The organism is Kocuria rhizosphaerae, from assembly GCF_044462265.1.
GTDB lineage: Bacteria > Actinomycetota > Actinomycetes > Actinomycetales > Micrococcaceae > Kocuria > Kocuria rhizosphaerae.
Window position 1 is genome coordinate 1 of sequence record NZ_JBISWL010000073.1, and the last position, 24,565, is coordinate 24,565.

At 65.3% G+C, this 24,565-nt stretch carries 29 protein-coding genes, 1 pseudogene and 1 other annotated feature; of the genes and pseudogenes, 16 read left to right on the forward strand and 14 right to left on the reverse strand.

Translation table 11 applies throughout. The features are described from left to right. Nucleotides 1–32: 32 nt before the first annotated feature. The 9 genes and pseudogenes from ACH9EU_RS08435 to ACH9EU_RS08475 form a co-directional block, all read right to left on the reverse strand. Nucleotides 33–1,285 (reverse strand): IS3 family transposase gene (locus ACH9EU_RS08435; protein WP_396413490.1). Its coding sequence is split into 2 segments (ribosomal slippage): nt 33–991 and nt 991–1,285, totalling 1,254 coding nucleotides; the frame shifts between segments, so codons are not numbered across the junction. After that, nucleotides 873–1,004 (reverse strand) — a sequence feature (AL1L pseudoknot). It overlaps the preceding gene by 132 nt. Before the next feature lie 52 nt (nt 1,286–1,337). After that, nucleotides 1,338–1,466: pseudogene (locus ACH9EU_RS08440) on the reverse strand (ABC transporter ATP-binding protein); the annotation flags it as partial. A gap of 76 nt (nt 1,467–1,542) precedes the next feature. Then, on the reverse strand, nt 1,543–2,154 hold the full coding sequence (locus ACH9EU_RS08445) for a hypothetical protein (protein WP_396413493.1): 612 nt from the start codon (nt 2,152–2,154) through the stop codon (nt 1,543–1,545). A gap of 124 nt (nt 2,155–2,278) precedes the next feature. Beyond that, nucleotides 2,279–3,106, reverse strand: a complete 828-nt coding sequence (locus tag ACH9EU_RS08450; RefSeq protein WP_396413494.1) for a hypothetical protein — start codon at nt 3,104–3,106, stop codon at nt 2,279–2,281. A gap of 236 nt (nt 3,107–3,342) precedes the next feature. Then, nucleotides 3,343–3,546: a hypothetical protein gene (locus ACH9EU_RS08455; protein WP_396413495.1), complete on the reverse strand. Its 204-nt coding sequence runs from the start codon at nt 3,544–3,546 to the stop codon at nt 3,343–3,345. Next, complete coding sequence (locus ACH9EU_RS08460) at nt 3,530–3,769, reverse strand: hypothetical protein (protein WP_396413496.1); 240 nt, start codon at nt 3,767–3,769, stop codon at nt 3,530–3,532. Before ACH9EU_RS08460 ends, ACH9EU_RS08455 begins: the two co-directional genes overlap by 17 nt. A 50-nt stretch (nt 3,770–3,819) precedes the next feature. Further along, nucleotides 3,820–4,026: a hypothetical protein gene (locus ACH9EU_RS08465; protein WP_396413497.1), complete on the reverse strand. Its 207-nt coding sequence runs from the start codon at nt 4,024–4,026 to the stop codon at nt 3,820–3,822. Nucleotides 4,027–4,191: 165 nt separating this feature from the next. Next, nucleotides 4,192–4,452 (reverse strand): hypothetical protein, encoded by a 261-nt coding sequence (locus ACH9EU_RS08470; RefSeq protein ID WP_396413498.1) that lies wholly within the window; start codon nt 4,450–4,452, stop codon nt 4,192–4,194. 107 nt (nt 4,453–4,559) lie between these two features. Continuing rightward, entirely contained in the window at nt 4,560–5,081 is a 522-nt protein-coding gene (locus ACH9EU_RS08475; RefSeq protein WP_396413499.1) for a hypothetical protein, read from the reverse strand. Between the two features lie 91 nt (nt 5,082–5,172). On the opposite strand from ACH9EU_RS08475, the gene ACH9EU_RS08480 reads away from it, so the two are divergent. The 4 genes from ACH9EU_RS08480 to ACH9EU_RS08495 all read left to right on the forward strand — a co-directional run bounded on the left by ACH9EU_RS08480 (nt 5,173) and on the right by ACH9EU_RS08495 (nt 7,074). Beyond that, entirely contained in the window at nt 5,173–5,373 is a 201-nt protein-coding gene (locus ACH9EU_RS08480) for a hypothetical protein (protein WP_396413500.1), read from the forward strand. Between the two features lie 306 nt (nt 5,374–5,679). Then, a complete protein-coding gene (locus tag ACH9EU_RS08485; RefSeq protein WP_396413501.1) occupies nt 5,680–5,832 on the forward strand; it encodes a hypothetical protein in 153 nt (50 codons plus the stop codon). Between the two features lie 481 nt (nt 5,833–6,313). Beyond that, nucleotides 6,314–6,619 (forward strand): hypothetical protein, encoded by a 306-nt coding sequence (locus ACH9EU_RS08490; protein ID WP_396413502.1) that lies wholly within the window; start codon nt 6,314–6,316, stop codon nt 6,617–6,619. A gap of 251 nt (nt 6,620–6,870) precedes the next feature. Then, on the forward strand, nt 6,871–7,074 hold the full coding sequence (locus tag ACH9EU_RS08495; protein ID WP_396413503.1) for a hypothetical protein: 204 nt from the start codon (nt 6,871–6,873) through the stop codon (nt 7,072–7,074). 176 nt (nt 7,075–7,250) lie between these two features. Here ACH9EU_RS08495 and ACH9EU_RS08500 read toward each other — a convergent pair whose 3' ends face one another. Continuing rightward, nucleotides 7,251–7,781, reverse strand: coding sequence for a hypothetical protein (locus ACH9EU_RS08500; protein ID WP_396413504.1), 531 nt, complete (start codon nt 7,779–7,781; stop codon nt 7,251–7,253). Between the two features lie 253 nt (nt 7,782–8,034). On the opposite strand from ACH9EU_RS08500, the gene ACH9EU_RS08505 reads away from it, so the two are divergent. Together ACH9EU_RS08505 and ACH9EU_RS08510 are read left to right on the forward strand one after the other, a co-directional pair. Beyond that, complete coding sequence (locus tag ACH9EU_RS08505; RefSeq protein WP_396413505.1) at nt 8,035–9,192, forward strand: ImmA/IrrE family metallo-endopeptidase; 1,158 nt, start codon at nt 8,035–8,037, stop codon at nt 9,190–9,192. Continuing rightward, nucleotides 9,193–9,690 (forward strand): DUF4411 family protein, encoded by a 498-nt coding sequence (locus ACH9EU_RS08510; protein WP_396413506.1) that lies wholly within the window; start codon nt 9,193–9,195, stop codon nt 9,688–9,690. 180 nt (nt 9,691–9,870) lie between these two features. Here ACH9EU_RS08510 and ACH9EU_RS08515 read toward each other — a convergent pair whose 3' ends face one another. Continuing rightward, a complete protein-coding gene (locus tag ACH9EU_RS08515) occupies nt 9,871–10,464 on the reverse strand; it encodes a recombinase family protein (RefSeq protein ID WP_396413520.1) in 594 nt (197 codons plus the stop codon). A gap of 329 nt (nt 10,465–10,793) precedes the next feature. On the opposite strand from ACH9EU_RS08515, the gene ACH9EU_RS08520 reads away from it, so the two are divergent. The 4 genes from ACH9EU_RS08520 to ACH9EU_RS08535 all read left to right on the forward strand — a co-directional run bounded on the left by ACH9EU_RS08520 (nt 10,794) and on the right by ACH9EU_RS08535 (nt 13,357). Further along, complete coding sequence (locus tag ACH9EU_RS08520; RefSeq protein WP_396413507.1) at nt 10,794–12,278, forward strand: DUF1538 domain-containing protein; 1,485 nt, start codon at nt 10,794–10,796, stop codon at nt 12,276–12,278. Then, the gene (locus ACH9EU_RS08525; protein WP_396413508.1) at nt 12,275–12,625 is read left to right on the forward strand and encodes a P-II family nitrogen regulator; all 351 of its coding nucleotides are present in this window, start codon (nt 12,275–12,277) and stop codon (nt 12,623–12,625) included. Before ACH9EU_RS08520 ends, ACH9EU_RS08525 begins: the two co-directional genes overlap by 4 nt. Before the next feature lie 37 nt (nt 12,626–12,662). Further along, entirely contained in the window at nt 12,663–13,052 is a 390-nt protein-coding gene (locus tag ACH9EU_RS08530; protein ID WP_396413509.1) for a CBS domain-containing protein, read from the forward strand. 128 nt (nt 13,053–13,180) lie between these two features. Then, on the forward strand, nt 13,181–13,357 hold the full coding sequence (locus tag ACH9EU_RS08535; RefSeq protein WP_396413510.1) for a hypothetical protein: 177 nt from the start codon (nt 13,181–13,183) through the stop codon (nt 13,355–13,357). Nucleotides 13,358–13,498: 141 nt separating this feature from the next. On the opposite strand, the gene ACH9EU_RS08540 is transcribed toward ACH9EU_RS08535, so the two are convergent. Then, on the reverse strand, nt 13,499–14,077 hold the full coding sequence (locus ACH9EU_RS08540; RefSeq protein ID WP_396413511.1) for a recombinase family protein: 579 nt from the start codon (nt 14,075–14,077) through the stop codon (nt 13,499–13,501). Nucleotides 14,078–14,472: 395 nt separating this feature from the next. On the opposite strand from ACH9EU_RS08540, the gene ACH9EU_RS08545 reads away from it, so the two are divergent. From ACH9EU_RS08545 to ACH9EU_RS08570, 6 genes are all read left to right on the forward strand, one after another. Beyond that, complete coding sequence (locus ACH9EU_RS08545; protein ID WP_396413512.1) at nt 14,473–16,029, forward strand: type I restriction-modification system subunit M; 1,557 nt, start codon at nt 14,473–14,475, stop codon at nt 16,027–16,029. Next, nucleotides 16,026–17,522 (forward strand): type I restriction-modification system subunit M, encoded by a 1,497-nt coding sequence (locus ACH9EU_RS08550; protein WP_396413513.1) that lies wholly within the window; start codon nt 16,026–16,028, stop codon nt 17,520–17,522. Before ACH9EU_RS08545 ends, ACH9EU_RS08550 begins: the two co-directional genes overlap by 4 nt. Before the next feature lie 185 nt (nt 17,523–17,707). Further along, entirely contained in the window at nt 17,708–18,700 is a 993-nt protein-coding gene (locus ACH9EU_RS08555) for a restriction endonuclease subunit S (RefSeq protein WP_396413514.1), read from the forward strand. Nucleotides 18,701–18,705: 5 nt separating this feature from the next. Continuing rightward, the gene (locus ACH9EU_RS08560) at nt 18,706–21,630 is read left to right on the forward strand and encodes an HsdR family type I site-specific deoxyribonuclease (protein WP_396413515.1); all 2,925 of its coding nucleotides are present in this window, start codon (nt 18,706–18,708) and stop codon (nt 21,628–21,630) included. A gap of 243 nt (nt 21,631–21,873) precedes the next feature. Then, on the forward strand, nt 21,874–22,323 hold the full coding sequence (locus ACH9EU_RS08565) for a hypothetical protein (RefSeq protein ID WP_396413516.1): 450 nt from the start codon (nt 21,874–21,876) through the stop codon (nt 22,321–22,323). A gap of 175 nt (nt 22,324–22,498) precedes the next feature. After that, nucleotides 22,499–22,828, forward strand: coding sequence for an Lsr2 dimerization domain-containing protein (locus tag ACH9EU_RS08570; protein ID WP_396413517.1), 330 nt, complete (start codon nt 22,499–22,501; stop codon nt 22,826–22,828). A gap of 477 nt (nt 22,829–23,305) precedes the next feature. Here ACH9EU_RS08570 and ACH9EU_RS08575 read toward each other — a convergent pair whose 3' ends face one another. Both ACH9EU_RS08575 and ACH9EU_RS08580 read right to left on the reverse strand, forming a co-directional pair. Then, nucleotides 23,306–23,641 carry a hypothetical protein gene (locus ACH9EU_RS08575; RefSeq protein WP_396413518.1) on the reverse strand — a complete coding sequence of 112 codons (336 nt, stop codon included), beginning with the start codon at nt 23,639–23,641 and terminating at the stop codon, nt 23,306–23,308. Further along, a complete protein-coding gene (locus ACH9EU_RS08580; RefSeq protein ID WP_396413519.1) occupies nt 23,638–24,408 on the reverse strand; it encodes an AAA family ATPase in 771 nt (256 codons plus the stop codon). The genes ACH9EU_RS08575 and ACH9EU_RS08580 overlap by 4 nt, the downstream gene beginning before the upstream one ends. Nucleotides 24,409–24,565 lie beyond the last annotated feature (157 nt).

Genomic DNA, 24,565 nt, shown 5'->3' on the forward strand with positions numbered 1-24,565 from the left:
CTGAACTGTCCTGGGTCTGGTGGAGACTCCGGTCAGGCCGCCGCGACCGCGGTGGCCTGGTGGTGTTCACGATAGTTCGCTTCGTGCTCGAGCGGGGGCCGGTAGCCGATCGCGGAGTGCAGCCGGTGGGCGTTGTACCAGTGGACCCAGTCGGCGGTCTCGGTCTCGACCTCCGCGCGAGTGCGCCAGGAGCGGCGGTTGAGCTCGATCAGCTCGTTCTTGTAGAGCCCGATGGTGGACTCCATCAAGGCGTTGTCCAGGGCATCGCCCACGGTCCCGATGGACCCGGCGATCCCGGCTTCCAGCAACGCCTCGGTGAACGTCAGCGACGTGTATTGGGACCCGGCATCGCTATGGTGAACGAGGCCCGTGGAGGTGAAGGTGACGTCGGTGCGCCGACGCGTGAACAGCGCCTGCTGAAGGGCCGTCGACACCAGTGCCGTGTGCTTGGAGGCCGTCACCTGCCAGCCGAGGATGGCCCGGGAGTACACGTCGGTGACGAAGGCGACGTAGACGAACCCGGACCAGGTCCACACGTAGGTGAAGTCGGCCACCCACCACTGGTCCGGGCGACTCGGGGTCGCCCAGGCCCGCCCGATCAGGTCCGGGTGCCGCGGTGCTCGTTCATCGGCCACCGTCGTGACGGTGTGGTGGCGTCCGCGCACGACCCCGGTGATCCCGGTGATGCGCATCAGCCTCCCGACCTGGTCCCGGCCCAGGTGGAGCCCGGCGCGGCGGGCCGTGTGCCAGAGCTTGCGCACGCCGTAGAGGCTGCGGTTGGCCCGGTAGAGGTCGTAGACCGCCTCGGCGGCGTAGGCCTCCTCCAGCACCGCCGCCGAGACCCCGCGGGCCTTGGCCGCGTAGTAGGTCGACGGGGCGATCCGGTACCCGTGCGCGGCGAGCACGGAGCAGATCGGCGAGACCCCGAACCGACCCCGGTAGGCGTCGATGTAGTCGATCATCACTTGATGAGGCGGTCTCGCTCCGCCGCCGCGAAAAACGCCGAGGCGGTCTTGAGGATCTCGTTGGCCCGCTTGAGCTCAGCGTTCTCCTTCCGCAGGCGCTTGAGCTCCTCGTTGTCGGAGGAGGTCACCCCGACCCGGGTGCCGGCATCGACCTCGGAGCGCTCGATCCAGTTGCGCAACGTGGCCTGATTGATGCCCAGCAGCTCCCCGATCCGGCGGCGGGACTCCAGCTTCGACTCCCCGGTCTCGTCCTGACGCTCCCGGTACATCCTCACCGCCCGGTCCACCGTGGCGGCGTCGTACTTGCGTGGTGCAGACATGATCCCAGTCTCCTTGCTAGATCAACGTCTCCACCAGACCCAGGACAGTTCAGCCCGACCCGTTGGAGCCCAGAAGCCCGAAGGTCTCCCCCGCGGCCACGTCGAAGGACAGGTCCTCGATCACGGCCGTGGCCCCGAAGACCATCCGGAAGTTCTCGATGTGCACCAACGGCTCGCTCATGGTGTGCTCCTCCTGACGTTCACTGGCCCTGGACTGTCCTCACGAGCCCAGCTGGCCCGCCCCGGGTGCGGGCGGGTCACCCGGTGTAGCGCTGACGGGTGAACCAGTCACGGATCGGGGCTTGGAAGGCGGTCACCAGCCAGGCGATGTTGACCGCGATGAAGGCCACGCCGATGGCGATCAGCACCATCGCCCACTGCCCGTAGAGCCAGAACCCGAAGAGATTGCCCAGGAACGTCACGGAGCTCAGGATCGCCAGCACGATCCCCACTATTCGTGCCCAGTTCGCGCCTCTGCGCAGGAACACGTACTCCATGACGTACAACCCCACCAGCACGGCCAGGGTGAGCAACCCGGAGGCCAGCGAGAAGCCGCGCATCCGCTCGACCATGGTGCCCATCTGGCCGGCCTCCTCGGCCGGCACACCCATCCGCTGATACACCTGGGCGAAGTCCATCGTGGCGAACATGACCATGACCACCACACCGAGGAGCACGTACAGCACACCCGAGGCCACCGTCAGGACCAGCAGCCGTTTGAGCTGCGCCGGGGCGGGTGCTCGGCCGTGCTGCTGGCCCGGGCCCGCCCCGGAGGGACCGCCGGCGGGAGTGTCCCGAGGCGGGTGGCCGTGGGAGGGCTCGTCGGGGTGGCCGGAGTTGCCCGGGGACGGGGACGAGGAACTGGTCATGGCCGGTGCTCCCTCACTGGTACGGGGACGGTGGTGGCGCAACGATGCGGCCAACGGTGGGCGCGCCAGTGGATCGCTCCGGACCGCTGAAGCACCGTGGCCGTCCCGATGCGGTGCGCCGGCCTCATCGGAGGTCCTGGTGTCGTGCGGCCCATTTGGTCTTCCGCCGGCGTTCGGCCCACCACAGCCACGCCGACAGCAGCACGGCGACCCCGGTGATCGCCGCGTACATCCCGATGGGCACGTCCACCTCCGTGACCAGCAGCAGCACCGTCACGATCAGCCAGGCGGTCCAGAGCCGGACCAGGTTGGAGATGTTCAGCGCGTCCATCGGCCCCGGCCCAGGGTCGGGTTCTTCTGCGGTCAGGCGCCCCAGGTGGGTGGCTCCGGCCTCCGGAGCCTCGTGGGCCTCCTCCTGGGTCAGGCGGCGGCAGGTGTCGATCAGGTGGGCGTTGCGTTCGGCCGCCCACCGGGGCGCGCCCTGCCGCATGATCAGGTACCACCCGAGATCGTCCCTCGCCCGTGCCGACAGCACGGCCCCCTCCTCGGCGGCGGCACCGGTGACAGTCAGGGTCGAGGGAAACGCCCGCCGGCCCCGGGCGGACTCCACGCCCAGGAACCGGAACTTCGGATCGGAGCCCAACTCGACGGTGATCTCCTCCTGCCCCCGGTGGACGGCCGCGCCGTCACCGTCGAAGTGGACGGCGATCCGTTCCAGCGCCTCGGACACCGGCAACCCGGTGGCCCACCGGTCCTCGAGAGTGAAGCGCTCGTGCCGTGGGGCGTGGGCGGCGAACCGGGCGAACACCACTCCTGCGACGGCCAGGACACCCAAGGCCGGCAACCACACCCACCACGGCGGCTCCACCCAGCGCAGCACCACGAACCCCGCCAAAAACAGGACGGCAAGGACGACGACCGCGGTGGTCGACGTGCGCGGCTTCTCGCTCATCGGGTGACCCCGGCGGGGCATGCGGCAATCGGGCGGCTCATGGTCCCTGCCTACCAGGGAGGGAAACCGGGCAAACAGACACACATTTGCGGTTGCACACTGTCCGTGGTCATGAAATACGGCAGCAGAGCTCCCCGCCACCGCGTCCCCCGGAACGGGAGCACGGTCAACGAAGGCGCCGCCGCCATGCACGGGGCATCAGTGATCCAACATGGTGTGACGCCCTCTGTGTGGATTCAGCGCGGCCACTGCTCCCGCAGGAACCTGACCCCGCCGTATGCGACAAGCGCACCGAGTGCCATCCACGAGGCGCCGGTGAAGACGAGACCCTCGAACAGCCGGAACATCCCGGTGCTGAGGATGCTCAGCACCCCGACGCCGAGAAAAGCCGCCAGAACCAGGAGAGCGGGCGTCCCGATGGGTTCAGACGATCGGCTCATCCGCTCCCTCCAGCTGGTCGCCGGGCGAGCGTTTCCGGCGAACGTGCCGGATCTGACGGAGGAGACCCAGGAGCAGGGCGGCCATCGCTGCGGTGCCGAGAATGTGGAAGAGCTCCCACCCGCCGATGAAGCCGAGAACTACCCAGGCCATCAGCAGCGCGACTGTCAGCCAGAGGGTCCACGGGACCCGGTTGTTGCCTCGCGGTGTGCCTTGTGCGCTCATGAGCTGTCCTCATGGCGGTCGCCCGGGGCGTTCGGGAGCATCCGGCCGCGCTATTCCTGCTGACGTTTCCGGCGGGCCTCTCGGATCTGGAGCAGGAAGGACAGCCCGATGGCCGCCGCGGCCATGACGCCGAGGGTGCGGGAGAAGTCCCAGCCATCCGTGAGCCCCCACAGTATCTGTGCGATCAGCAGCAGTCCGGCCAGGCCGACGAACCACCACCGCCAGTTCCCGCTGGGGGGCTTGCTGTAGGTGTCCACGTGGCCCCCTCCGTCCCCGATGAGCTCAGCCAAGCACTCGTGCGGGCGATAGGGAACCGGGAGGGCTGTGGACTCTTCGGCACCGTCCGGGTCTCGGGGAGGGCGCACGAGAAGAGGCCTTGTCGCGGGCCTCCCTGAGGCCGTCGATCCACATGTGGCAGGCGTTCAGGAGCCGGGGCTGGCGCTTCTCCCGGGTCCGGCCCTCTTGGGCCGCTTTCCCTCCTGGGGTGCCGGCGTGTGGCGCCGCTCGTGTCGTACCGCCCACCAGATCGCGGCGACCATCGCCACGACGAACCCCAGCACGAGGGCGATCTGGGCTCCGGTGGGAAGGGTCGACCACCACTGGCCGAAGGGGTGGAAGCCCATCTCGTACATGGAGCGGCGGGTGCCGTCGAAGGCCGGGGCCGTGGGATCGGTCGTCGTCATCGTGGGTGCTCCCTCATCGACCACGCCACTGCGGGTGGTCAGTCAGCCGGTGTGGTGGTGCCCGCAGCAGCCTGCTGCGCCAGGGCGTCGAAGAGGGCGGCGAGGCGTCAGCGGCCGTCCCCGAAGTCGGAGACGGCGGTTTTGATCGCCGGTAAGGACGAGGCCTCGATCCGGGAACGTGCGGAGGCACCCTCGCCCGGGGTGAGGGAGGTGAAGCGCAATCGGATCACCAGACCGAAGGTCCGGGCCGACGGGCCCGTCTCGAGGCGGGCTCCACGGTCATCGATCGAGGTGAGCTCGAAGCCCCGCAGCGGGTCCACCGCCTGGGTCACCAGCTCCGGCAGTTCGGAGACGTCCCGGTCCACCTCGAGGTGCCCGCGGGTACGAAGCCCGTCCGCGGTGATCCCGTAGGCCCCGGGATCCGCCTGCTCCCCGGCCTTCCGGGACCGCTGGGCCGCGAGCACGATGCCTCCCAGGAACAAGACGGGGCAGGCCCCGGCCAGTACGGCGAACCACCACGGCAGGCCCGCCCACCAGAACACCGCGGCCAGCAGCACCCCGGTCACCACTGCCCCCACCCAGAAACCGGCAGCGACCCGCGGTCCTCCCGATTGGACGCTCTCCCCCATGGTGCTGGTCCTTCCTCCCCCGGGCCCGCTCCGGGGCCATCCAGCTACGCATATGCTATGGCAAACAGACCGAGGGGGACGGGGGCGCATCATGCGCGGCAACAAGCATCTCCAGTGGATGCTCTGGTCATTGATTCCACTTCTCGCCATCGGGGCGGGCTATTACCTCGTCACTGGCGACTTCCCCGGAGGGATCATTGCGGGCTACCTCGGCGTCGGGCTCGGGGTAGGACTCGTGAAGCGATACGCCGGTCGACGCGAAGGCGACAAGGACGAGGACGACTTCTGGTGAGCTACTGCGGTCGTGCTTGATCCGTGAACCATGAAGGGACCCCACCAAAGGACCGCCATCGGGACGAACAAACGGGAACCCCTACCGCACCTACGGTCTGTCCTGCGAATCATGACGGCACACCACTGCAGGCCACACGGGACATCGGGGTGGCGCACCAGAAACCCTCGACCCCGGCCGAAGCGCGGCGGTATCTTCCCTCCACCAGGTTCACACCAGGGGACAGGGCGCAGCATGAAACCGACCAGAACGCTTCGCCAGGCAGCTCTCATACTCACTGGGATCGGCGTCCTCATCACCCTCCCCATGATTGGGCTCGTCATCATCGGCCGCACCAACGACATGGGGGTCCTCTTCGCCCCGAGCGCGCTCCTCATGATCGGGGGGTTGCTGTTAATCGGTGGGCTGATCACCCTCGTCATCGACGCCGTCGTCCGCCTGACCGGGCGCCGCTGGTAGGGCCCGATCCGCGGCTCCACCTCAACCACAGCACGGTGGCACCGATGTGGATCTCCGCCCGGTAGTAGGCGGTGCGTTTGGCGTACCGAGTGGCCAGGTCGCGGAACTGCTTGAGCCGCTTGAAGCACCGTTCGATCGCGCTCCAACCTCGGTACAACGCCTCGTCGAAGGCCGGCGGGCGCCCACCACGACTTCCCTTGGCCAGCCGATGCCGGGCCTGATTGACCTTCTCGGCGCTGATGAACCACACCGTCCGCCGCCGCATCGCTGCACGATCCAAACCCCTGGTGCAACATTCGTGAACTGACGTTTGAAGGGGTCGGTTGCTGTCCCGCACTCCTGTGCGTGTTCCGGGCTCCGACGGTCGCTGACCCCCGAAGTGACTACGCCGTCGCCAGCCGTCCCGCCGTTCCCGGACACACACGCCTGTGTAGCGTGGAACTCACACAGCTCACAGGGGGTGGGGTCCATGACAAGTGGGGTGCGCCGTGGCATCGGCGGTGCGCTGGTGGGGATCGGCGCCGTCTCCGTCTTCAATTCGGCGGAGGCGTTCATGCTCTCCCCGTACTGGCTCGGTGGGAGCTTTCTGACCTTCGGCGTGCTGATGCTGGTGCTGGGATTCCGCATGTTCCGCCGAGCCCAAGCCGATGAGGCCTCCGCCAACACCGCCCGCTACGAGGCCCAACGGCAGCGATATGAGCTGATGCAGGAGCGCGAACGGGAGCGCTACGAAGCGCGGCAACGCAAACGGCGCGAAAACCCCGATGGTCCGCAGGGCAACCTTTAGAACCGAGAACATCGAGGGAGCCGAGATGGATGCGGAATCGGCGTTCTGGAGTTACCCCCCACGGGATTCGCGGCGGCGATGATGGTGCCTGGATCCAAGCTGCGGAAGTTGCCCGCGCTGCCACCGCTGCTGGCCGGAATGCTCCTCGCGGCCCGACAGGTCCTGGAGATCCGGAGGGCCAATCGTTCAAGCACGATAAGCCTTCTCTGGAGCCGCGCTGGAGGGATCGGGAATTGAAGGGAAGGGGCGCCATGAGCAAGAGGAGCAAGATAGTGCTTCTGATCGTGTCCTATGTGGCCTACCTGACCCTCTTCGGAGTTGTCGTCTACACCATGTGGGGCGAAGCCATCTGGGTCCCTTTCGTGATCGGCCTGGTCGTTGTCCTCGTCCCGACGCTGAACATGCTTCCTAGGCGGGGCCAAGGCTCCCAGGAGCGCCATGGTGACGAGGCATGAGTCTTGCTGTCTCGGGAGATGACAAGGCGCCCACGTGGTCTCATCTGGGCATCGTGGGCAACCCGATGATGGGAGGTCCAGTCCCACAGATTTGCGTCCAACGAGCTCAGGTTGTCCCATGGGGGCGCCGGCGAGGGAACCCCTACTGCACTGCCGAGTGGGGGCGGCCCCAGAGCTCAGCGGACGCGGGTGACTCGATCCGGGGCACCGCGAACGAACCAATTAGTGTTGACGGTCTGCGCCACCCGCTTGCCGGTGTCGGGCAGCACCCATCGGGACTGGACGAGCCTGCCCTTGCGGATCCAATCCTGACGATCCACCCGGCGCTGCAGCTGCCGCTCCAACCACTTGCCGGCCAAGGCCCCGTAGGCGGCCGGCTCCTCGTGGAGACCGAAGACGGTCAGCCCATCGCTGCTGTACACATGGCTGTCCAGAAGGTACTCATCCCCCCACTCCCCTTGCAGGGCCCGGCACCCCTGACGGTCATCCCAGTACCCGACCTGCAGGGTGCACGTCCCCGCCGGCACGTCCACGTCCGGGACGTCGGTCATCACCACCAGCGGGTGTATCCGGGCGACCACCTCAAAGGACTGCGCGGAGACTCCGGAGGCAGCCCAGCCGGTGATATACGCGGCGAGGGCGTCGAGGAACTCCTGCTCGTTCGAGGTGCGCGGGCCGTCCCCTCGGAAGGGGTGCAAAGACGCCATGGCCCCACCGTAGAGCTCCAAGCTGCGGACGGCAGCAGGTCACCATCTGGCGGACCGAAGCGGCGAAACCGCTGGAAGCCCCACCGCGACGACTGGCTCAAGTGCGGGGATGTGACTAGCGGCTCGTGAGCCCTTGCACAGCCTTATGGGGCTTCGACAATGGATCTCGATCACTCTGTGTGCCGTTCCCCCGGCCCGACGAGCAGCCCCGGATACGATGCAGAGAACAGGTCAGCAATGAAAGGACGCACCGATGGCGGTCTTCCGGGTTCCGGTTGCCCCCGCGGTGTTGCGGTGGGCGGCGGAACGCTCCGGACGCCCTCCGGAGGACCTTGAGCACCGCTTCCCCGAACTTGAGGCCTGGGAGCGAGGCGATCGCCAGCCCACGTTTCACCAATTGGAGCAGTTCGCCCAGGCCACGTTCACGCCCTTCGGTTCCTTCTTCCTGGCCGAACCTCCCGTTGACAAAGTGCCCATCCCTGACTTCCGCACCGTGGGCAACCACCAGGTCGATCACCCCAGCCCGGATCTGCTCGAGACGATCTTCATCTGTGAACAACGTCAGGAGTGGTACCGCCAGCACGCCTTGATCAGCGGAGCGGAGCCGTTGCCCTTCATCGGCTCCGCCACCGTGGACGGACCCGTGGTCGAGACCGCCGATCGGATTCGCGAGGTACTGCAGTTCACCGATCGTGACCGCGCCCAGGATGCGAACTGGAGCGAGGCATTGCGCCGCCTGATCGACTCTGCCGAGGAAGCCGGGATCCTGGTCATGGTCAGCGGCATTGTCGGCAACAACACCCATCGAGTACTGGACCCTGGCGAGTTTCGAGGATTCGCCCTTTCCGACCCCCTGGCCCCGCTTGTTTTCGTCAACGGCGCCGATACCAAAGCCGCCCAAATCTTTACCCTGATCCACGAGGTATGCCACCTCTGGTTAGGACAAAGCGCTCTGACCGACGCCACCATGAGACGCGCGGACGGCAACGCCATCGAGCTGTGGTGCAACCAAGTAGCCGCCGAAGTTCTGGTGCCGCTGGCCGCCCTTCGCTCCGACTACCGCGGTGCCGTGAGCACGGAAGAGCTGGATCGACTAGCCCGGATGTACAAGGTCAGCACCCTCGTCGTCCTCAAGAGGATCTTCGACGCCGACCTACTGGACTGGGATGCCTACCGCGCTGCCTACGACGAGGAACTGTCCCGCGTCATGGCTCTGCTGGCGCAGCAGAGGAAGACGCCGGGCGGCAACTACTACAACACTCAACCGCTACGGGTCAGCCGGCGCTTCGCCCGAGCCCTCATCAACGACACCAAGAGTGGGCGCACGCTTCACCGCGATGCCTTCCGACTGCTGGGAACGAGGAAGCATGAAACCTTTGTCCGCCTTGGGGAACAGGTAGGGGTGGCATAGATGTATCTGCTGGACGCCAACATCTTCATCACTGCCAAGAACCTGCACTACGGCTTCGACTTCGTTCCTGCCTTCTGGGAGTGGCTGGACCAGGGCCACACCGCGGGAATCTTGTGCAGCACCAGCAAAGTCCGCCAGGAACTGGTCGTCGGCGCCGATGAGCTCGCCGCCTGGATCGGCGGACGCAGCTCACTTTTCCTAACCCCAGATCAGACCATGGTGCCCAGCATGCAACGGCTGGCACAGTGGGCGGACTCGAACGACTTCACGCCGGCGGCTGTTTCGGACTTCTTCGCGGCAGCCGACTTTGAACTCGTCGCTTACGCTCACGCTCACGCTCACACCGTGGTGACTCATGAGCGGCCCAACCCCAATTCCCGTCGGCGCATCCTGATCCCGGATGCCTGCGACGCGATGGGGGTGGAGTGGATCGATCCCTACACCATGCTCCGCGACACCGGCGCACAATTCGTCTTGGGCGGGGCCGCACAATCCTGACCTCGCGTCTTCCGGGTGCTCCCGGTGACGTACGTATGAGGGACCTCTTGCGGCTGCGGGTCTACATCATGATCCGGAGACAGGAAACCGGATGCGGTTGATGCCCGTATGACCCGCCCATATGGGGGTGCCCGCTCAGGCGCGCCATACGCATCACGATGTCCACAGGAGATGACGACCTCAGATGGTCGTCACTTGCGGCAGTTCCCGGATCCGCCGGTAGAGGGTGGCCCTCGACATACCGAGGTCGCGGGCGACCTGGGTGGCCGGCTCCCCACCGTCGATCAGTCGGAGGGCGTTGCGGATCTGGGAGTCGGTGAAGGCCTGACGCCGACCGCCGAGATCCTTGCCGGCGGCCCGGCGCTTGGCCACCGAATCGGTGATCCGCTCCCGCTTGATCTCCAGCTCCATCTGGGCCAGGGCGGCCATGACTGTGAAGACCATCGAGCCCATCGGGGTCGCCGTGTCCACGTCTCCCCCACCGAGGTTGAGCACCCGCAATCCCGCTCCCCTACCCCGTAGCGCTTCGGCGAAGGCGAGCATGTTCTGGGTTGAGCGCCCCAACCGGTCCAGCGTGGTGATGACCAGAGTGTCGCCCTCCTCGAGGGAGGCCACGGCCTTGTCGAACTCAGGGCGGGATGCGCGTCCTCCAGACACTCCATAGTCCACGTAGAGGTCATCGCGCCGCACGCCGGCATGCAGGAGGTCAGACCCTTGACGGTCTGCGTCCTGCTGACGTGTCGACACGCGCGCATACCCGATTAGCTTCCCCACGTCCACCTCATCTGTCTCGCAACCAACGTTGAGTATCCGATTCTAGGGACATGGATAAAGCACATAGCTGCGAGACGGGCCGAACCGCGGAAACATGCGGGCGAAAATTTTCCGGATGAGACGTCCCGCATCCCCAGCCTTGCAAGACCACGAGGGCGCCGCCTGAGAGCCGTCGGCCGCGCGCGGCCGAGGTTGGCGGCATGGTCGGCGTCCTTGCTACAAGGCGGCGTGGCCGGGGCGAGGAAGATCTGTGGACGCCCCGGTCGGGTTCCGACAGACTGGGGTTCAGGCCTGTTCTCAGACCGTCACAGCAGGGGATTTGATCCTCGATGGAGCACCTCAGCCACTTCGCCCACGAGTTCCTGAAGGCGCTGAAGAACCTCCTGCCCATCGTGGTCGTCGTCGTGGCCTTCCAGCTGGTGGTGTTCCGGCAGATGCCGCAGGACCCGGTGAGCCTGGCGGGCGGGCTGCTGATCGTGGGGGTGGGCATTGCCCTGTTCCTGCACGGGCTGGACCTGAGCGTGTTCCCCGTGGGCAAGAACCTGGCCAACCAGTTCGCCCGGCGCGGGGCACTGGGATTCCTGCTGCCGTTCGGCTTCGCCATCGGTTTCGCCGCCGTGGTCTCCGAACCGGCGCTGATCGCCGTGGCCGAGCAGGCCGAACTGGTGAGCCAGGGCCGGCTCAACGGGCTCACCCTGCGCCTGGTGATCGCCGTGTCCGTGGGCCTGGTGCTGATCCTGGGGATCCTGCGGATCCTGCGGGGCTGGCCGGTCCAGCGACTGTTGATCCCCGGATACCTGGTGGTCATCGCGGTCACCTACGTGGCGCCGGCCGAGATCGTCGGACTGGCCTACGACTCCGGCGGGGTGACCACCAATGTGGTGACCGTGCCCCTGGTCGCGGCCATTGGGCTCGGGCTGGCCAGCTCCATCCGGGGCCGCAGCGCCTTCCGTGACGGCTTTGGGCTCGTGGGCCTGTGTGTGATGGTCCCGATGATCGGGGTGCAGCTGTACGGGATCTGGGTCTACACCTTCACCGACCCCTCCGGTGTTCCCGACACCGGCGGTGAGGAGGGGCACCGGCACTGGGGGCTGGAACTGATCCTGGGGCTGGCGGAGATGGTCCGGGAGATCCTGCCCATGGTGCTGGTGGTCCTGTTCTTCCAGTACGTGCTCCTGCGACGCCGGCTCAACCACCCCGGGCGCGTGGTCGTGGGTTTCACCATGGTGCTGGTGGGCCTCTACGCCTTCGTGATCGGGCTCGAGCTCGGTCTCTTCCCCATCGGCACACTCATGGCCGAGCAGCTGATCGACCACGATCACACCGGCCTGATCCTGCTCTTCGCCCTGCTCATCGGCTTCGCCACCACCATGGCCGAACCGGCCCTGCTGGCCATCGGCGAACAAGCCGCGCAGGTCTCCCCGGCCGGGATCACCGCCACCGCCATCCGCCTGGCCGTGGCCGCCGGTGTGGCGGTGGGCATCACCGTGGGCACCTACCGCATCCTCGTCGGCGGGCCGTTGCACTACTTCATCATGGCCGCCTACGCCACCGTCATCCTCCTGGTGCTGATCGCCCCGAAGTACATCGTCGCCCTGGCCTTCGACCTGGGCGGTGTCACCACCTCGGAGATCACCGTGCCGCTGGTCACCGCCCTGGGCATCGGGCTGGCCACCGCGATCGAGGGCCGGGACCCGCTGATCGACGGTTTCGGGTTGATCGCCTTCGCCTCGATCTTCCCCATCATCTCCGTCCTGATCTACGCCATGATCCGGGAACGGCTCACCGTCCTGCAGAAGAAGGAAGCGCCATGAAGTTCACCGCCCTCGTCGTCATCGCTCCCCCCGACCTGGAGGACGCCATCATCGAGCGTGCCCAGGGTGCCGGGGCCACCGGGGTGACCATCCTGGCCGGCAAGGGCATCGGGGGACAGCTGAAGAAGACGTTCTTCGGCCTCACCTTCGAAGGCTCCCAATCGGTGCTGCTCATGGTCGTCGGCTCCCACCTGGCCGTGCCCATCCTGAAAGTGCTCCACGAGACGCTGACCGACGGGGAGAACTCCCACGGCATCGCCCTCACCGTGCCCATCGAGCACCTGACCGGCATCGACATGCGCCAGGTCGCCAGCTTCGAAGCCCGCATGCGCCGCGAGAACGACTGAACCCCGCCCCCCCTTCCGACAACCGCAGGAGGACGACATGCTCACCGTCAAAGACGTCATGGTGCCCGACGTCATCACCATCTCCCCCTACGCCACCCTGCGCGAGGCCCTGTCGACCATGCGCACCCGCAGGGTCAAAAGCCTCGTAGTGGACCCACAGAACCCCCACGACGCCTACGGGCTGCTCTCCTACACCGAACTGCTGCGCAGCATCGTCGCCGAGGAAGGCGATGTCGACCTCCTGAACGTCTACGACGCCGCGGTGAAACCGGCCGTCACCGTGGGCGCGGACCTCTCCGTCCACCAGGCCGCCGCGCTCATGACCCGGTTCCACCTCAACCGCCTGATCGTGATCCACGGCAACGAACTGATCGGACTCCTGGCCATGAACGACATCCTCGCCCGCCTCATCGACGACCTCACCTGAGGCGACCGAGACACTGCCCCCGCCACGAGAGGCCGCACAGACGTGAGGTCATCCAGCACCAGCTCACCCCCCAGCAGACCGGAACGACAATGCCATCCCCACGAGGAACCCCATGGACCTACCACCAAGTGACGCGACTGATCATCACGGTCATCAGGACAGTAATCATCCTCATCTTCCTGATCGGCGCCTACCACTGGATCACCCACCGCGACTGGCTCCTCCTCGCCCTGGGAAGCTGGGGCACCATCGGACTCCTCCTGCTCATCAACATCGACCGACGCGACCCCGACGACGCACCGTAGAGACACACGAGCAACGGCGTGCGGAAGACGACGACTCTGCGGCACCGCACCCGCCTGAACGCCTGTTGGAACACCCGTGGCCGCAAATGCCATCTTCCGAAGTCGGCTGCACAGATGACCCAAGTACTCCGCACGTGATCCTCATGCATCACGAGCCAGCGCCCGGTACAGGGTGGACCGGTCGACGCTGAGCCGGCGGGCAACCTCGGCCTTAGGCACCCCGGCGGAAATCAGCTCCCGCGCCGTGACCAGCTGCTCACCGGTCAGCTTGGGCACCCTGCCCCGATAGACGCCACGGGCCTTGGCCGCACGGATACCGTCAGCCTGCCGCTCCCTGGTGATGGCCCGCTCGAGCTGGGCGAAGGAGGCCATGATGTTCAGCTGGAACTCCGCGAACGGGTCCGTAGTCCCGGGGCGGAAGGTGACCCGCTCGGTGAGGAACTCCACCGCCACTCCCTTGGTGATCAGCTCTCCCACGATCTGATTCAGATCCACCACCGACCGAGCCAACCGATCCATCGAAGAGACCACGACCGTGTCCCCGTCACGGGCGCAACTGATCATGTCCGCCAAGGCGGTGCGCCCGACACGCTGAGCCCCGGACAGCTTCTCCTCGAACAGGCGGTTCACCTCACCAAGGGTGGCCAGCTGCCGGGCAAGGTTCTGGTCGGTGCTCGACACCCGGGCGTACCCGATCCGCTGCCCGATCTGTTGCACCATGTCTAGATCTTTGCACGGTATCGATGCGCAAAACCCTGAAGGACTCTAACGCTACGTAAAATCCAGACCAGTCGAACCGTTGCATATGGGTGTACCTCAACGCAACAGGCGACTCCCAACCCGGAACCGGTCGAGCACGCTGACCGTGTACACGAGTACGGACATGTCGATTGGTCACAGTCCTGTTCGGCGACGAGGCGCGGGCGGGCACCAGCTTCGACGGCATCCCAGACCTGGAGGTCCTGCTATCGGGGCTGACACTGCCCCTTCAACAACCGCCCGCGGACACTCTCTTGGTGGTGCCTGCGCGGGTGGGACCCGAGTGTGTTTGGCTCGCGAGGTAGGTTGACGATGGCCGGCGGAGATCCCCGGTTGTAGATCATGAGAGGACCAGGTTGACACAGGAAGAGGCAGAGGCGATCGCGCGTTCGCTCATCCCGACGGGACCGCCCTTGTCGTTGACCGAGCTCGAAAACCATCTCGCCGGGGCGGCCGACCTGTTGCGCGGTTCGATCGACCAGGCCGACTTCAAGTCGTTCATCTTCCCGTTGATGTTCTTCAAGCGAATCAGCGATGTCTACTTGGAGGAGTACGGGCAGGCGCTGGCAGAGTCCGGCGGTGACCACGACTTCGCGTCGTTCGCCGAGAACCACCGGTTCGTCATCCCGGAAGGGTGCCTGTGGGATGACGTGCGCGCCCGGACAACCAACGTCGGGCAAGCTCTCGTCAACGCCTTCCGACAGATCGAGAAGGCGAACCCGGATGTCCTGTACGGCATCTTCGGCAACGCGTCGTGGACCAACAGAGACAAGCTGTCAGATGAGCGGCTGCTGGATCTCATCGAACATTTCTCAGCCCGTCCGCTGACGAACGCCTCTGTCTCACCGGACGTGTTCGGGCAGGCGTACGAGTACCTGATCAAACGGTTCGCGGACCAGTCGAACAAGAAGGCCGGGGAGTACTACACCCCCCGCTCCGTGGTCTCCCTGCTCGTGAACATTCTGGACCCGCAAGCCGGTGAGACGATCTACGATCCGGCCTGCGGCACCGGCGGGATGCTGATCGAGGTCATCGAGCACGTCCGGCAGAACGGCGGCGAGCCGCGGTCCTTGTGGGGAAAGCTATACGGCCAGGAGAAGGTGCTCGCCACCTCCGGCATCGCCCGGATGAACCTGCTGCTGCACGGTGTCGAGGACTTCAGCGTCGTGCGCGGCGACACACTGCGCGAGCCGGCCTTCTTCGACGGCCCCCGGCTGGCACGCTTCAACTGCGTCATCGCCAACCCTCCGTTCTCACTAAAGAACTGGGGGCAGGAGACATGGTCCGCCGACCGTTGGGGTCGCAACGGACTCGGAGGCGTCCCGCCGAAGGGTTACGCGGACTGGGCGTGGGTGCAACACATGGTGGCCTCCGCCGTCCCCAGCAACGGCCGAGTCGCGGTCGTCTTACCCCAGGGCGCACTGTTCCGTGGCGGCGCCGAACGAGCAATACGCAAGCACATGCTGCAAGAAGACCTGATCGAGGCCGTCATCGGTCTGGCCCCCAACCTGTTCTATGGGACGGGGCTAGCTGCGTGCGTGCTCATCCTGCGGAGAAACAAGGCCCCCGACCGCCAGGGCAAGGTCTTGTTCGTGAACGCCGAGCAACTGTTCAAACGCGGCAGGAACCAGAACACGCTCGAACCCGAGCACGGAGACGCGATCCTCGCCGTCTATGAGTCGTTCATCGACCGGGACGGGCTGTCGACCGTGACCGACCTGGACGACATCGCTACCAACGACTTCAACCTCAACATCCCCCTCTACGTCACCGCGCAGATTGAGGACGAGGTCACCCTCGAGGACGCCCTGCGCGAGCTGGAGACGGCCCACGAACAATCCCGCCAGACCCGGGCCGCGCTCGAGGCGGAACTGGCGAAGTGGGGCCTGTCCGAGCAGGAGGTGCAGTCATGACCACGTCCAGAATCACCCAGCGCGAGCTGGAGAACTACCTGTGGGGCGCCGCTGTCATCCTGCGCGGTCTCATCGACGCCGGCGACTACAAGCAGTACATCTTCCCGCTCGTCTTCCTCAAGCGGCTCTCCGACGTGTACGACGAGGAACACACCGCCGCAATGGAGGTCTACGACGACGAGGAACTGGCGGACCTGCCGGAGAACCACCGCTTCGCCATCCCGGACGGGGCCCACTGGGAGGACATCCGCACCGTCACGACCAATATCGGACCGGCGATCCTGGCCGCAATGCGAGCCATCGAATCAGCCAACCCGGACACCCTCGCCGGCGTCTTCGGCGACGGCGACTGGGGCAACAAGAACCTGCTGCCCGACGCCACGCTCAGCGACCTGATCGAGCATTTCTCCACCCGGACCCTGTCGGTGGCGAACCTACCGGAGGACGAACTCGGGCAGGGATACGAGTACCTGATCAAGAAGTTCGCCGACGACTCCGGCCACACCGCCCAGGAGTTCTACACCAACCGCACCCTGGTGCACCTGATGACCCGGATGCTCGACCCGCAACCGGGCGAGTCGGTGTACGACCCAACCTGCGGCACGGGCGGAATGCTGATCTCCACCGCAGCCGAGCTGCGTAGCCAGGGTAAGGAGTGGCGCAACGTCCGACTGTACGGCCAAGAGCTCAACTACGGGACCAGCGCGATCGCCCGGATGAACCTCTTTCTGCATGGCATCTCCGATGGCCACATCGCCCACGGCGACACGCTCACCAGACCCGCTTTCCACAACGCCCGCGGCGGGCTGCAGACCTTCGATGTGGTGTTGGCCAACCCGCCGTACTCGATCAAGGCATGGAACCGTGCTGCGTTCACCAAGGACCCCTACGGGCGCAATATCTGGGGCGTCCCGCCGCAGGGACGGGCCGACTACGCCTTCTTCCAGCACATCGCCAGAAGCCTCAACCCGCAGACCGGCCGCGCCGCCATCCTCTTCCCGCACGGCGTCCTGTTCCGCCGCGAGGAAGCGAGCCTGCGCAAGGCCCTAGTGAAGTCCGACCTGGTCGAGGCCGTCATCGGACTCGGCCCCGGGCTCTTTTACAACAGCCCGATGGAAGCCGTCGTGATCACACTCCGGGCAACCAAGCCCGCCGATCATCAGGGCAAGGTTCTGTTCATCAACGCCGTCGCCGAATTCGCCCGAGAGCAGGCCCAGTCGTTCCTACGCGAGAACCACCAGAACAAGATTCTGGACGCCTACCAGGCGTTCCAGGACCAGGACGGATTCGCCGCCGTCGCCACCCTCGAGCAGGCCGCGGATAAGGACTTCAGCCTAGCTATTCGCCAGTATGTGAGCCCGACTACCAGTACCGACTACCGCCCGCAGGTCAGCGTGACTGAGGCCCTGGCCCGCTGGAGAAGTGCCTCCCGCGTCACCGAGGCGACGGTCAAGGAGCTCACGAAGCAGCTGCGGCAGGGGATCTCTTCATGATGAGTCTGACCCTCGAAAGATCCACCTGGCATCAAGTGCGCCTCGGCGACGTGGTTAGACATGTCACTGATCGGGTCGATGCGGAAACATCGGGACTCTCACGGTTCTTGGCAGGGGAGCATATCCCGAGCGGCAGTTTGCATATCCATACCTGGGGCGAAATTGGACGTGATCCAATGGGTCCGATGTTCTATAAGCGGTTCTCTCCCGGCCACGTGCTGTACGTATCGCGCCGAACGTATCTTCGGAAAGTCGCCGTTCCTCACTTCGAAGGGATCACGGGAGAGAAGACCTTCGTTCTTGAAACTACGAACCCAGGCATTATGCTCCAGGAGTTTTTACCATTCGTTCTCACGACCGAACGCTTCCACGAGTACGCCATCTCTAACTCGCGGGGGTCAGTAAACCCATACCTTAACTGGGGTGAACTCGCGGCTTACAAGTTCAACCTTCCACCGCTGGGTGAACAGCAGCGCATCGCCAACCTCCTGTGGGCCCTTGAAAATTGCGATCAAGGGGTTTGGCAGGTCGCTGGACGGGGAATTGAGGTCGCAGAGAGTATCCGCTCCAAGTTCATGGGCCACTATGGTAGGCCCGTTGCGGCTTCAGATGCGTTCGACATCATAATCGGTCGACAGCGCGCGCCCAAGCATGAAAAAGGAGACCACTTGGTCCCGTACCTGCGGTCGGCCAACGTTACTTCCACTGGGGTCTCCCTTGACGACGTTAAGTCGATGAACTTCACCCCTACCGAGCAGGCCAAGTTCGCCCTGGAACCGGGTGATGTCCTCGTCTCTGAGGGCAGCGCCAGCGCCACTGCGGTCGGTATGCCCGCCGTTTGGAAAGGTGAAATGGAAGGCACCGTGTGCTTCCAGAACACTCTCCTGCGATACCGCGCGATCGAGGGAGTCACGTTGCCTGGGTTCGTCGAGCACTGGTGCCGATGGGCTTTTGAGACGGGACGCTTCTTGCGTGCCGCATCGGGCACGAACATCCATCACATCGGATCAGGCGGGGCCGCTGCTATGGAGGTTCGTCTGCCCACTATCGAGGAGCAGGAGGCGTTTCTCGGCCGAGTCAATTCCGCCGATCGGGTAACCGCGGATGCTCTGAGGGAGGCTGCGAAACTTGGCAATTTACGCAAGGCTCTGTTCGCTGATGTCTTCGGAGGTCGCTGATGCCAATGTTTAACGAGGCGAACTCAGTGCGTGATTTCGTGCGGGACATCGTCGCCGGGCTCGGTGCCACGCTCGTCGAGAGCAAGGATTTGCCGCGTGCAACGAGCGAGGTCCTACTGGAACCTCAGGTACGCGACGTGCTCATCCGGCTGAACCCAGAGGTCGAGACGGATCCGGCAAAGGCCGACGAGGTGATCCACAACCTGCGCGCTGTCCTGATCTCGGCCCGCACCAGCCCTCACCCGATCGTCGCCAATGAGGAGGTCATGGCGTGGCTGACCGGTCAGAAATCGATGCCGTTCGGGCCAGCCGGGGAACATACGACGGTGCGCCTTATCGACTTCGACGACCCCGCAGCGAACGAGTGGCTGGTGTCCACAGAGGTGACATTCCGGCAAGGCCGGCTCGAGAAGCGGTTCGACCTGGTCCTGTGGTGCAACGGGTTCCCGCTGGTTGTCGGTGAGGCTAAGACCCCGGTGCGCGCGGCGTACTCCTGGATCGACGCTGCTGCCCAGGTGCACGAGGACTATGAGAAGAGCGTGCCGCAGTTCTTCGTGCCCAATGTTTTCTCCTTCGCCACTGAGGGCAAGGACCTGCGCTACGGCACAGTCGGGATGCCGGTGGAGCTGTGGGGCCCGTGGCGAGACGAGGAAACCGATGACGACGCCCCGGCCAAAATCGGCCTGGATGCGGTCCGGGAGGCGGTCGAGGGCGTCCTGAACCCCGGTGCGGTCCTGGACTTCCTGCGGTTCTTCACGATCTATGCCACCGATAAGAAGTACCGCAAGATCAAGATCATCGCCCGGTTCCAGCAATTTCAAGCCACCAACCTCATCGTCGAGCGGGTCCTGCACGGCAAGGTCAAACAAGGCCTGATCTGGCATTTCCAGGGGTCAGGCAAGTCCCTGCTCATGGTCTTCACCGCGCTGAAGCTGCGCGCGATGGCCGCCCTGACGAACCCCACCATCCTGATCGTGGTCGACCGGATCGACCTGGATACCCAGATCACCAGCACCTTCCACGCCTCCGACGTCCCAGGGCTGGTCTCGACCGAGTCCCAGACCCAGCTGCAGTCCTTGCTGAGCCAGGGTGCCCGGCGCATCGTCATCACGACGATCCACAAGTTCGGAGAGACCTCCGGTGTGCTGGACAGACGGGACAACATCATCGTCATGGTCGACGAGGCACACCGATCCCAGGAGGGCGACTACGGCCGCAAAATGCGTGAGGCCCTGCCCAACGTGTTCCTGTTCGGACTGACCGGCACCCCGATCAACAAGCGCGACCGCAACACCTTCATGTGGTTCGGATCCCCGGATGACCAAGGCGGGTACCTGTCCCGGTACTCGTTTCAGGACTCCATCCGTGACGGCGCCACGCTGCCGTTGCACTTCGAGCCGCGGTTGTCGGAGATCCACATCGATCAGAAGGCCATCGACACGGCCTTCGAGGAGTTGGTGGCCGGCCGGGAGCTCTCCGAGGCGGACAAGTCGACTTTGTCGCAGAAGGCTGCCTCCATCGAGGTGCTCATCAAGGCCCCGACGCGCATCGCCAAGATCGCCGCCGACATCGCCGGCCACTTCCGGGCCAAGGTCGAGCCGTCCGGATTCAAGGCGCAGGTCGTGGCCTACGACAAGTCCACCTGTGTGGCCTATAAGGAAGAACTCGACAAGCACCTCGGTCCGGAGGCCTCGACGATCGTGATGTCGAAGTCCCGCGGGGACTCACCGTCCTGGGCCCGGTGGACGCCCGGGGCCGACGAGCTCGAGCAGGTGCTCGCGAGGTTCAACGACCCGGCTGACCCACTGAAAATCATCATCGTCACCGCGAAGCTCCTCACCGGCTTCGACGCCCCCATCCTGCAGTGCCAGTACCTCGACAAACCGATCAAGGAGCACACCCTTTTGCAGGCCATCACCCGCACCAACCGGGTGTATCCCCCGGACAAGACACACGGGCTGATCGTGGACTACCTGGGCATCTTCGACGACGTCGCCAAATCACTGGCCTTCGACGAGACGGCGGTAGAGCGGGTCGTCACCAACATCGAAGAACTCAAACAACAGATGGGCCCAGCCATGTCCTCGGCCCTGAGCTTCTTCCCCGGCGTCGACCGCACGGTCGGTGGCTACGAAGGCCTGGTCCAAGCCCAGGCGGCCCTGGCAGATCCTGCACAGAAGGACGCCTTCGGCCTGGCCTACAGCATCGTCTCCCAGCTATGGGAAGCGCTCAGTCCCGACCCGATGCTGAGCGACTACCGCGACGACTACCGGTGGCTCACGGACGTCTACGAGTCCGTCCGACCCTCCGACATCGCCGGACGCCTGGCCTGGCACGCCCTCGGCAGCAAGACCATCGATCTGATCAACGAACACGTCCGAGTGGAGGTCCCGCAGTCCTCCGAGACGATCGTCCTCGACGCGGCCACGATCGAAGACCTGATGGCGGGCCGGGGCCTAGAGGACGTCTCCCCTAAGGACATCGAGAAGCAGATCACCGCCCGCATCGCACGCCACCTGACCAACCCTGTCTTCGTGGAGCTCGGGCAACGGCTCAACAAGCTGCGTGAGAAGTACGCCGACATCCAACATTCCAGCCTCGACTTCCTGCGCGAACTGCTCGAGCTGGCCAAGGACACGGTCGCCGCCGAGAAAGCGGTGAACGAAGTGCCGCGCGAGGAACGGGGCAAAGCCGCGCTCACCGAGCTCTTCGAGGCGCTGAAAACCGAGGACACCCCGATCATCGTCGACAACATCGTGAACCGGATCGACGAGGTCGTCCGCGGAGTCCGGTTCGAAGGCTGGCAATCCACCATCCGCGGTGACCAGTTGGTCCGCCAGGAACTCCGACGGACTTTGTACGTCCAGTTCAAGATCCGCGACAACGACGTCTTCGAGAAGGCTGTCGAGTACGTCCGGGAGTACTACTGACGGCCGGCCGGTGTCACCCCGCCGGGAGTTCTGGCCTCAAGGCCCTTGGTAAAAGCCCCGCTGTGGTTGCAGGATACTCTGGCCCTGGGGTCTAAGCGGTGGCTACCGGACTTGGCGAAGCAGGTCGACTGTCATTTAGATCAGGATGGCCAGCCAAGCTACTTTTTCGCGTGATATAGCCCACCCTGCTGCGACACGGACAGTGATAATAGAAACACGAGATGCGTGTGCCATGGTGAATTCATGAAAAGACTCATCGCTCCTATGGCTCTTGCTGCTGCCCTTGCCTTGACTGGATGCAGCGGAGCAGACACCACCTCGTCCAGTGCTGCCGATTCCAACACCGCTGAAGAAACGCCCCACGTTCCGGACCTGGCCGGCGCATGGAAGCAGAGCAACCCCACCAGCGAGGACTCCTACCAGCAAGCCATGATCACCACCGACACAATCACCATCGAATGGGTTACTGACGGCGGCGATACAACCTCGACCTACTGGGTAGGAACGTTCGAAGCGCCAACCGACGCGAGTGAACCGCACACATGGACCTCACAGAGGGACGCTGCGGCGACTGACTCCGCGCTCCTGGCATCCACCGACGACACCAAAGAATTCACGTACGAGGGTGACACCATCAGCTACAAGGTCAGCGCGCTTGGAACCACGACAACAGTAGACTTAAATAGGAGCTAACATCAGTTTGAGACGCCCCTGGACAGTATTACGATCACCGGGGCGCCCTGGGTGCCATGGCCCCAATTGATGAAGGAATACGCTCTTCGGATCCAAGCGGAGTTCGTCCGGAGAATTTCGCGGCGCGGGTTCATTTGGCGAATGACTATGACAAGACTGAGGGAAAGGTGCTGTGATGGCCCAGAGCGTGCAGATCATTCTGGAGGACGACCTCGAGGGCGGTCCGGCTGATCAGACCGTCCAGTTCGGCCTGGACGGCCGCCACTACGAGATCGACCTCTCCACCACCAACGCGGAGAAGCTGCGGGAGGCCCTGCGCCCCTTCGTCGCCTCCGGCCGGCGGGCCCAGAACAAACCCGCCCGGACCACCGGGCCCCGGTCCTCGGGTGGTAACCCGGAGACGGCGAAGATCCGGGCCTGGGCGAAGGAGAACGGCTACGAGGTCTCTGACCGCGGCCGTGTTCACCAGTCCATCAAGGACGCCTACTACGCCGCCACCCAGTAGCCCCTCCACTCCCCCACCCCGATAGACCCTGGCCTTCCGGGCGTTCCGCGACAACGGGGGGCCTGGTGCTGGCAGGCCACGGCCGCGGCATCGCAGCGGCCCACCCTCAGGCAGGGCTCGAGCACCGGGTACCTCATCACCGTGAGCAGAGATCCGCACCGGTGGGCTGCCGATGACGGGCTGACGGGCCTTGTCCGGCACGGTGCCCCCGGGATGTCCCGCATCCAGACTGGACAGCGCTGGTCGTCCCTTCGGCCCCTGACGACGGATCCTGCTGGGGGGTGGCCCTGACTCCTTTCGGACCGGGCGCGGGCACCCGCGTCGATCGACGACCCACGGAACCACCCACCCCATCCCGCCGCCTGTCCCCAGAGGAAGAGAACCCGGCCCCCCATCAGAGGTGGGCCGGGTCCCTTCGTCGTGGACCAGGGGAAAGCCGCCCGCGCCCGGCGCCCCTCCCCTACCGGGGGTCGGGTGCTATCGGTTGATCTGTTGGGCGTAGGCGCGCACGGCGTTCTCGATCACGGCTCTCGCGGTGCCGTCGTGCTCGGTGAGCTCCTCGATGAGATCGGAGACGTCCTGGGCCACCCGCACGCCCAGCTGGATCGTGGGTTCCCGCCGCGGCCGACCGCGGCCGCGCTTGGGGGCGTCCACCGAGGACTCCGCCACCGGTGTCGCCCGCGCCGGCGGTGTCGAGACCTGGGGTGACGTAGCGCGAGGGGATGTGTAGTCGACCGGGTCGATGTGCTCATCCGGGGCCGGGCGAGGCCGGCGACGCTGCAACGAGGCGGGGCGCTCGGGCTTCTCGGTCATCGCAGCACCTGCTTCGCAATCGCAGCGTACGCGTCCAGCACGCGGGCGCCCTTACGGTACTGGCCATACCACTCCCCCGAGATCCGCACCTCCTGGACAATGGCCCGATCCGGGATCAACGGCTCCAAGAACAATCCCGTGACCCGCAACTCCTCGAGACTAGCCACCGCAGCGCGACTCATGATGGTCTCCTTCACCCCACCCACCACGATCCCAGCCTCCGTGAGAGTGTCCGGGGCGCCCAACTGCTGACGGTGCCGGCGGAACTGAGCGACCGTCCGCCGCGCCCCATCCACCCCGTCAATGCCATCACTGGTGGCAGTGGCCGCGTAGACCACGGTGTCCGCCGCATTCAACGCCGAGAGAGTCAGAGGTCCGCCTTGGCGGTTGGGGCAGTCAATGACCACCACATCCGCCTGAAGACCGGTCAGGGAGATCTTCAGCCGCAGCTCCGCGTGATCGGCCCGATCGGCCTCCCGGTTGGAGACATTGCGGGCCGAGGGAATCACGCGGAGGTTAGGGTGCCACCCGCTGGGCACCGCGAGGTCCTCGGCCCAACCTTCGGGGTTCTCGTCGCCCAGGATCGCCCCGACATGCATGCCTTCCGCCGAGGGCTCTACGCCGAACCACTTGGTGGAGGCTGCGCGGGGGTCGAGGTCGATGAGCACGACCTGACGTCCCTCGGAGGCTGCGACCATTGCTAGGGAGACGGCGGTGGTGGTCTTGGTGACTCCACCGGATTCGCTGTACACCATGAGGGTTTGCATGGTTGCACGGTACCAAGACAGCTAGAAAGGTCGCTAGATAGGCAGCTTGCAAGCTGCCTAGCCAGCCAGATATCTAGCTATCTTTCTATCTACCATTAATTCGAAGGTCCTTCGTACGTCGTTCCGCCGGCCGTACAGGTGGCTTGCGAGGGCGCAG

What these genes read in the sequence shown, in the direction of transcription:
- ACH9EU_RS08550 (WP_396413513.1), top strand. Translation starts at nt 16,026, where the DNA reads ATGACCACGTCCAGAATCACCCAGCGCGAGCTGGAGAACTACCTGTGG.
- ACH9EU_RS08510 (WP_396413506.1), top strand. Translation starts at nt 9,193, where the DNA reads ATGTATCTGCTGGACGCCAACATCTTCATCACTGCCAAGAACCTGCAC.
- ACH9EU_RS08525 (WP_396413508.1), top strand. Translation starts at nt 12,275, where the DNA reads ATGAAGTTCACCGCCCTCGTCGTCATCGCTCCCCCCGACCTGGAGGAC.
- ACH9EU_RS08560 (WP_396413515.1), top strand. Translation starts at nt 18,706, where the DNA reads ATGTTTAACGAGGCGAACTCAGTGCGTGATTTCGTGCGGGACATCGTC.
- ACH9EU_RS08530 (WP_396413509.1), top strand. Translation starts at nt 12,663, where the DNA reads ATGCTCACCGTCAAAGACGTCATGGTGCCCGACGTCATCACCATCTCC.
- ACH9EU_RS08495 (WP_396413503.1), top strand. Translation starts at nt 6,871, where the DNA reads ATGAGCAAGAGGAGCAAGATAGTGCTTCTGATCGTGTCCTATGTGGCC.
- ACH9EU_RS08505 (WP_396413505.1), top strand. Translation starts at nt 8,035, where the DNA reads ATGGCGGTCTTCCGGGTTCCGGTTGCCCCCGCGGTGTTGCGGTGGGCG.
- ACH9EU_RS08575 (WP_396413518.1), bottom strand. Translation starts at nt 23,641, where the DNA reads ATGACCGAGAAGCCCGAGCGCCCCGCCTCGTTGCAGCGTCGCCGGCCT.
- ACH9EU_RS08475 (WP_396413499.1), bottom strand. Translation starts at nt 5,081, where the DNA reads ATGGGGGAGAGCGTCCAATCGGGAGGACCGCGGGTCGCTGCCGGTTTC.
- ACH9EU_RS08480 (WP_396413500.1), top strand. Translation starts at nt 5,173, where the DNA reads ATGCGCGGCAACAAGCATCTCCAGTGGATGCTCTGGTCATTGATTCCA.
- ACH9EU_RS08555 (WP_396413514.1), top strand. Translation starts at nt 17,708, where the DNA reads ATGTTCTATAAGCGGTTCTCTCCCGGCCACGTGCTGTACGTATCGCGC.
- ACH9EU_RS08570 (WP_396413517.1), top strand. Translation starts at nt 22,499, where the DNA reads ATGGCCCAGAGCGTGCAGATCATTCTGGAGGACGACCTCGAGGGCGGT.
- ACH9EU_RS08455 (WP_396413495.1), bottom strand. Translation starts at nt 3,546, where the DNA reads ATGAGCCGATCGTCTGAACCCATCGGGACGCCCGCTCTCCTGGTTCTG.
- ACH9EU_RS08445 (WP_396413493.1), bottom strand. Translation starts at nt 2,154, where the DNA reads ATGACCAGTTCCTCGTCCCCGTCCCCGGGCAACTCCGGCCACCCCGAC.
- ACH9EU_RS08485 (WP_396413501.1), top strand. Translation starts at nt 5,680, where the DNA reads ATGATTGGGCTCGTCATCATCGGCCGCACCAACGACATGGGGGTCCTC.
- ACH9EU_RS08460 (WP_396413496.1), bottom strand. Translation starts at nt 3,769, where the DNA reads ATGAGCGCACAAGGCACACCGCGAGGCAACAACCGGGTCCCGTGGACC.
- ACH9EU_RS08520 (WP_396413507.1), top strand. Translation starts at nt 10,794, where the DNA reads ATGGAGCACCTCAGCCACTTCGCCCACGAGTTCCTGAAGGCGCTGAAG.
- ACH9EU_RS08565 (WP_396413516.1), top strand. Translation starts at nt 21,874, where the DNA reads ATGAAAAGACTCATCGCTCCTATGGCTCTTGCTGCTGCCCTTGCCTTG.
- ACH9EU_RS08580 (WP_396413519.1), bottom strand. Translation starts at nt 24,408, where the DNA reads ATGCAAACCCTCATGGTGTACAGCGAATCCGGTGGAGTCACCAAGACC.
- ACH9EU_RS08500 (WP_396413504.1), bottom strand. Translation starts at nt 7,781, where the DNA reads ATGGCGTCTTTGCACCCCTTCCGAGGGGACGGCCCGCGCACCTCGAAC.
- ACH9EU_RS08450 (WP_396413494.1), bottom strand. Translation starts at nt 3,106, where the DNA reads ATGAGCGAGAAGCCGCGCACGTCGACCACCGCGGTCGTCGTCCTTGCC.
- ACH9EU_RS08540 (WP_396413511.1), bottom strand. Translation starts at nt 14,077, where the DNA reads ATGGTGCAACAGATCGGGCAGCGGATCGGGTACGCCCGGGTGTCGAGC.
- ACH9EU_RS08470 (WP_396413498.1), bottom strand. Translation starts at nt 4,452, where the DNA reads ATGACGACGACCGATCCCACGGCCCCGGCCTTCGACGGCACCCGCCGC.